General features: G+C 72.6%; 6 protein-coding genes. 1 reads left to right on the forward strand and 5 read right to left on the reverse strand.

What is annotated here, in order from left to right; translation table 11 throughout:
• From ACLL9L_RS02955 to ACLL9L_RS02970, 4 genes are all read right to left on the reverse strand, one after another.
• Window positions 1-213, reverse strand: a 213-nt coding sequence (locus tag ACLL9L_RS02955; protein WP_411283158.1) for a hypothetical protein, incomplete at its 3' end; no start/stop codon positions are given.
• Window positions 210-620, reverse strand: a complete 411-nt coding sequence (locus ACLL9L_RS02960; RefSeq protein ID WP_411283159.1) for a carboxymuconolactone decarboxylase family protein — start codon at window positions 618-620, stop codon at window positions 210-212. The genes ACLL9L_RS02960 and ACLL9L_RS02955, both read right to left, overlap by 4 nt.
• The gene (locus ACLL9L_RS02965) at window positions 617-1,246 is read right to left on the reverse strand and encodes a class II aldolase/adducin family protein (protein ID WP_411283160.1); all 630 of its coding nucleotides are present in this window, start codon (window positions 1,244-1,246) and stop codon (window positions 617-619) included. Before ACLL9L_RS02965 ends, ACLL9L_RS02960 begins: the two co-directional genes overlap by 4 nt.
• 168 nt (window positions 1,247-1,414) lie before the next feature.
• On the reverse strand, window positions 1,415-2,191 hold the full coding sequence (locus tag ACLL9L_RS02970; protein ID WP_411283161.1) for an SDR family NAD(P)-dependent oxidoreductase: 777 nt from the start codon (window positions 2,189-2,191) through the stop codon (window positions 1,415-1,417).
• Window positions 2,192-2,646: 455 nt separating this feature from the next.
• Between ACLL9L_RS02970 and ACLL9L_RS02975 the strand changes: the two genes are divergently transcribed.
• A complete protein-coding gene (locus tag ACLL9L_RS02975; RefSeq protein ID WP_411283162.1) occupies window positions 2,647-3,894 on the forward strand; it encodes an MFS transporter in 1,248 nt (415 codons plus the stop codon).
• Window positions 3,895-4,442: 548 nt separating this feature from the next.
• Here the strand turns inward: ACLL9L_RS02975 and ACLL9L_RS02980 are convergent.
• On the reverse strand, window positions 4,443-4,645 hold a 203-nt coding region (locus ACLL9L_RS02980; RefSeq protein ID WP_411283163.1), incomplete at its 5' end, for a hypothetical protein.

Here is a 4,645-nt window from a genome sequence, read left to right on the forward strand (position 1 = left end):
CAGTGCCGCCGCCTGAGGCGCGGTGAGGTCGAGGTCGACCAGGGTCGCCTCCCACACACGCCGTCGCGTGCGGTGTGCGGCGCCGAGCAGGAACCCCAGCCCGGCGGGTGCAACGTCCGGGCAGGGGGGAAGGGAGGGGTCCCGGGAGGGGTCCGTGGGGATGTCGGGCGACGGTGGATGCCCCTCCGCCGGAGGGTGGGCGCGGGTGCTCATGGGCCCGTCAGCGCTGCCCGATCCTGCTCGACGAGCTCGGCGACGATGCTCACGGCGAGCGAATAGGCCAGCATCCCCGCCGTCACCATGGACGTCTCGGCCACCCCCACGAGGTCGGCCACCGACGCCCCGGCGCGCACAGCGCCCCGGGCGTGCAACCGGGCCGGGCCGGCGTGGCCGAGGGCCACGAGCTGGCCGAAGTGCACCAGCTGCTGGACCCGGGGTTCGAGGGGGTTCTCCCGCAGCAGGACCCTGCGCAGCTCGTCGACGGCGTCGACCGCGTCGAGCCGACCGGTCGCAGCCGCCACCGCCAGACGCTCCTCGATCCCGACGGGCACACTGCCGAACGTCCTGCGGTAGTGCTCGCGGACGGCCTCAGCGCGGGTGCCGTCCAGTCCCGCGGTCACGACCCGGCCCGGTCATGGACTCCACCACAGCCTCGAGCGCACCGTCGGGGAAGTCGACCGCCCCGCGGAGCGCGGACGCTGCCAGCTCCGCCTCGGCGGACTCCTCGAACGACCAGTCGCGCAGCGGCGACCGGGTCAGGTCCGAACGCCAGCAGACCGTGGTTGGCGAGCAGCACCGCCGACGGTTCGTGGGCTGGGTGGCCAGGACGGCGGAGACTCCGCGCACCGAAGCACCCGATCCCCGAGGCCCCCAGGGCACGACCGGGACAGGTTGCGCCTTGCCCGAAGCGCAGCAGCGGCTCCGCACGGCACGGCAGCTCCCGGTGCGCGAGGGCGAAGCCGGTCGCGGCCGGTGAGTGGGTGTGGATGATCGCACCCACCTCGGGGCGCGCCCGGTAGACCACGGCGTGCATGTCCACGATCTCGGCGTTCTCCACGGTCAGCTCACCGTCGACGACCTCACCGGCGAGGGTGACGGTGGCCAGCTGGTCGGCGCGGAGGTCACGAACCGTGCCGCTGGTGGTCAGCAGGAAGGTGTCCTCGTCGATGCGGGCGCTCAGGTTGGCGTGCCCGGAGTGCGACAACACCGCAGCGGTGAAAAGCAGGTCGACCGCGGCGAGGACCACCGTCGCCGCTCGTCGTCGAGGGAGGTGGCGTGGGAAGCGTCGTCTGTAGTCGTGTCTACGATTATGCCTGGGTCCCGACCGGGTGCCACCAGGGGAGGCGACAGGGCAGGGACGCCCGGTGTCGCGGCCGTCTGACGGCCGCGACGACGTCAGGGCGCCGCGGGCGTTCTACTGGTTGCGGCCGGCCATGACGCCTCCGTCGACGTCCCACAGTGCGCCGGTGACCCAGCCGGCCTGGTCGGAGAGCAGGAAGGTGATGACGGCTGATACGTCCTTGGTGGTGCCGATCCGCGCCAGGGGGTGGAACGCGTTGAACCCGGCCAGGGTCTGGGCGACCTCAGCCGGCTCGATGAACCCCTCGTAGATGGGGGTGGCGACCACGGCGGGTGAGACGGCGTTGACGCGGATCTGGTGAACGGCCAGCTCCATGGCCAGGTGCTGGGTCATGGCGTGCAGGCCCGCCTTGGCCATGGAGTAGGCCGAGGACGGGGTGGCTGCGATGGCCTGCTGGGCCCACATGCTGCCGATGTTGACGATGGCGCCACCACGCTCACCGGCGACCATCGCCTTCACCACGGTCTGGGTGAGGAAGAAGGTGGCCCGGTTGAGGTCGAGGTACTGGTCGTAGTCAGTCTCGGTGTGCTCCAGGAACGGCTTCGGCAAGAACACACCCGCGGCGTTGACTAGCAGGGTGGCGTCGGAGTGGTCCGCGACCAGCTCCGCCTGGACCTTCTCCCGCTCCCCGGGCTCGAGCAGGTCAGCGGTGATGCCGACGGCGGTCCCGGTCGAGGACAGCGCGGCCACGGTGTCCTCGACCTTGCTGCGGTGGCGACCGAGGACGACCGCGCTGCCGCCGCCGGCGACTACGTCTTCGGCGACCTGGCGGCCAATGCCGCTGGTCCCGCCGATGACGATGAGCTTGCGGCCGGAGAAGAGCTGATCCATGACGTAGTCCCTACTGGTTGGACGGGTGGCAGTGCGCCAGCCGCATGCGTGCGGGGCGAGATCCGCGGACACGGCGTCGGGCAGCGTCGCGACGATCAGCCTGAAGCCTATCTATGCCGAGTCCACCCCCGCGGCGCTGATCGTCACGGCGACGATCGGCACGGTGACGATCGGCACGGCGAACGCCCGTACGACTCTAGGAGCCGAACCTCGGGAAGTCCGATCACGTCCAGGAAGTCCTCGAAGGGCTCCAGCCGGGTCCGTCGGTGGACCCGGTGTCCACCCGCCGAGGACGTGACCGAAACCCGTCGTGAAACGCCGTCGGTCGCGCAGAAGTCCGCAGGGGCTGGGCGCGGCGACCCCTGCTGGTGGACAACGTACCGGCCCCCGGGACGCGACATGGCCGTCACGCGCCCGAGCGCGGGCAAGGCCGCGATGGGGAATAATCTGGCCCCGTGACGACGACGGTGCAGGGCACGGACCTGGTGGAGCTCCAGCGGCGGACGGTCCGGCTGCTCGTGGCCACCCAGGTCGCGGGTGGGCTGGGGATCGGCTCCGCCGTCTCGGTGTCCGGGCTGCTGGCGCTGGACCTGTCCGGCTCGCAGGTGTGGGCCGGCGGCGGCGGGACGGCAGTGACCCTGGGCGCGGCCCTGGTGGCGGTGCCCCTGGCCAGCCTCGCCGGCCGTCGCGGGCGCCGGTTCAGCCTGACCCTGGGGTGGTCGGTGGCGGCGGTGGGCGCGCTGCTCGTGGTGCTCGCCGCCGTGACGAGCGCGTTCTGGCTGCTGCTGGTGGGGCTGCTGGCCTTCGGGTCGGGCAACGCGGCGAACCTGCAGTCCCGCTACACGGCGATCGACCTCGCCCCGGTGACCACCCGGGCTCGGGACCTGTCGGTGGTCGTGTGGTCCACGACCGTGGGCTCGGTGGTGGGACCGAACCTCAGCGGGCCCGGGGGTGCGCTCGCGCGCGGGCTGGGCCTGCCCCAGCTGGCCGGGCCGATCCTGTTCTCGCTGGCCGGGTTCGTCGGGGCCGGGGTGCTGGTGTGGGTGCGGATGCGCCCGGACCCGCTGCTCACCGCCGCGGCCACCCGCGCCGAGCGGGCCCCGGCTCGCCCCACCGGCCCGGCCGTCCCGGCGTCGTCCGCGCTGTCCACCGTCGCGCGCAGCCCCCGAGCGGTGCTGGCCCTGGCCGCGATCGTGGCCAGCCAGGCCGTCATGGTGTCGGTGATGACGATGACCCCGGTGACCATGAAGGGCCACGGGGCGACGCTGACCCTGGTGGGGCTGACCATCAGCCTCCACATCGCCGGGATGTACGGGCTGTCACCGGTGTTCGGGTGGCTCGCCGACCGGTGGGGCCGGGTGCCGGTGCTGCTGCTCGGTCAGGTGACGCTGGTGCTGGCCGTGGCCGTGGCGGGCACCGCGGGCGAGTCGTCCTGGCGGCTCGGGCTGGGGCTGGTGCTGCTGGGCCTCGGCTGGTCCGCGGGGCTCATCGCCGGCTCGACGTTGCTCGCGGAGTCCGTCACCGACGACGCCCGACCCGGGGTGCAGGGCACGTCGGACCTGCTGATGAACCTGGTGGGCGCGTTCGGGGCCGCGGCGTCCGGGGTGGTGATGGCCCTGCTCGGGTTCGGCGGGCTGAACGCGCTGGCCGCGGTGATCGTGCTGCCGGTCCTGGTGCTCGCCGCCCGGGCCCGCCGGAGCTGACGGCACCGGGGACGCGTCACCCCTTCGTGAGTCGAAAGCCCTCCCGGGCCGCTGCGTCAGCCAGGTAATGGTTGTAGCAGAGTGAGGACACCACGAAGCGGAGATCCGGCAACGACTGCAGCATCCACGCCCGCGCCCCTTGCAACGACGCGGTCGGCGAGGTCCTGGCCCATCTGCTCGGCGACCCCGCCGCCGACGACCACCACGTCCAGGTGCCGCACCGATGGTCTCCCCGACGTCGGGGCGCGAGAGCCCACGGCAAGCGGCGTCGCCAGGGATGCGCCGCCGACTTCCACCACGGCCAAGTCCAGCCCGCGTTCAAGACCTTGAGGTACTGCCCACCTTCCCGACCGGTTCAGCTCCATCGCCGACGCCCACGTGTTCCGCGGGCAGTGCTTTGCCCGCTACAACAGCGAGCGCCGTCACGCCGCCCTTGGACTTCACCCCGACGCGTCGATGCCCTACAGCACCGCAGCCGAGATCCGGGCCCTGCACGCGCCCCGCCCGGCGGCCGCGGGCGCCAGCTCCGTGGCTGAAACCGACCTTGTTCACCAGTTGAGTCCTCGGTAGGTGACCAACGTCAGGCGTGCGCAGAGCAGGAGTGCCAGGGCGGTGAACACGGCGAGGGGGACCTCGATGGTGGTGGCCTCGGCCGTGACCGCGGTGATGTAGGGGGCGGCGAAGCCGAGGTAGGCGCTGCCCAGGAAGACGGCGTTCAGTGCGCCGCGGCGCCCGGGCTGGGCCAGGCGCG

It is taken from the genome of Lapillicoccus sp. (genome assembly GCF_046595215.1).
Lineage (GTDB): Bacteria > Actinomycetota > Actinomycetes > Actinomycetales > Dermatophilaceae > Lapillicoccus.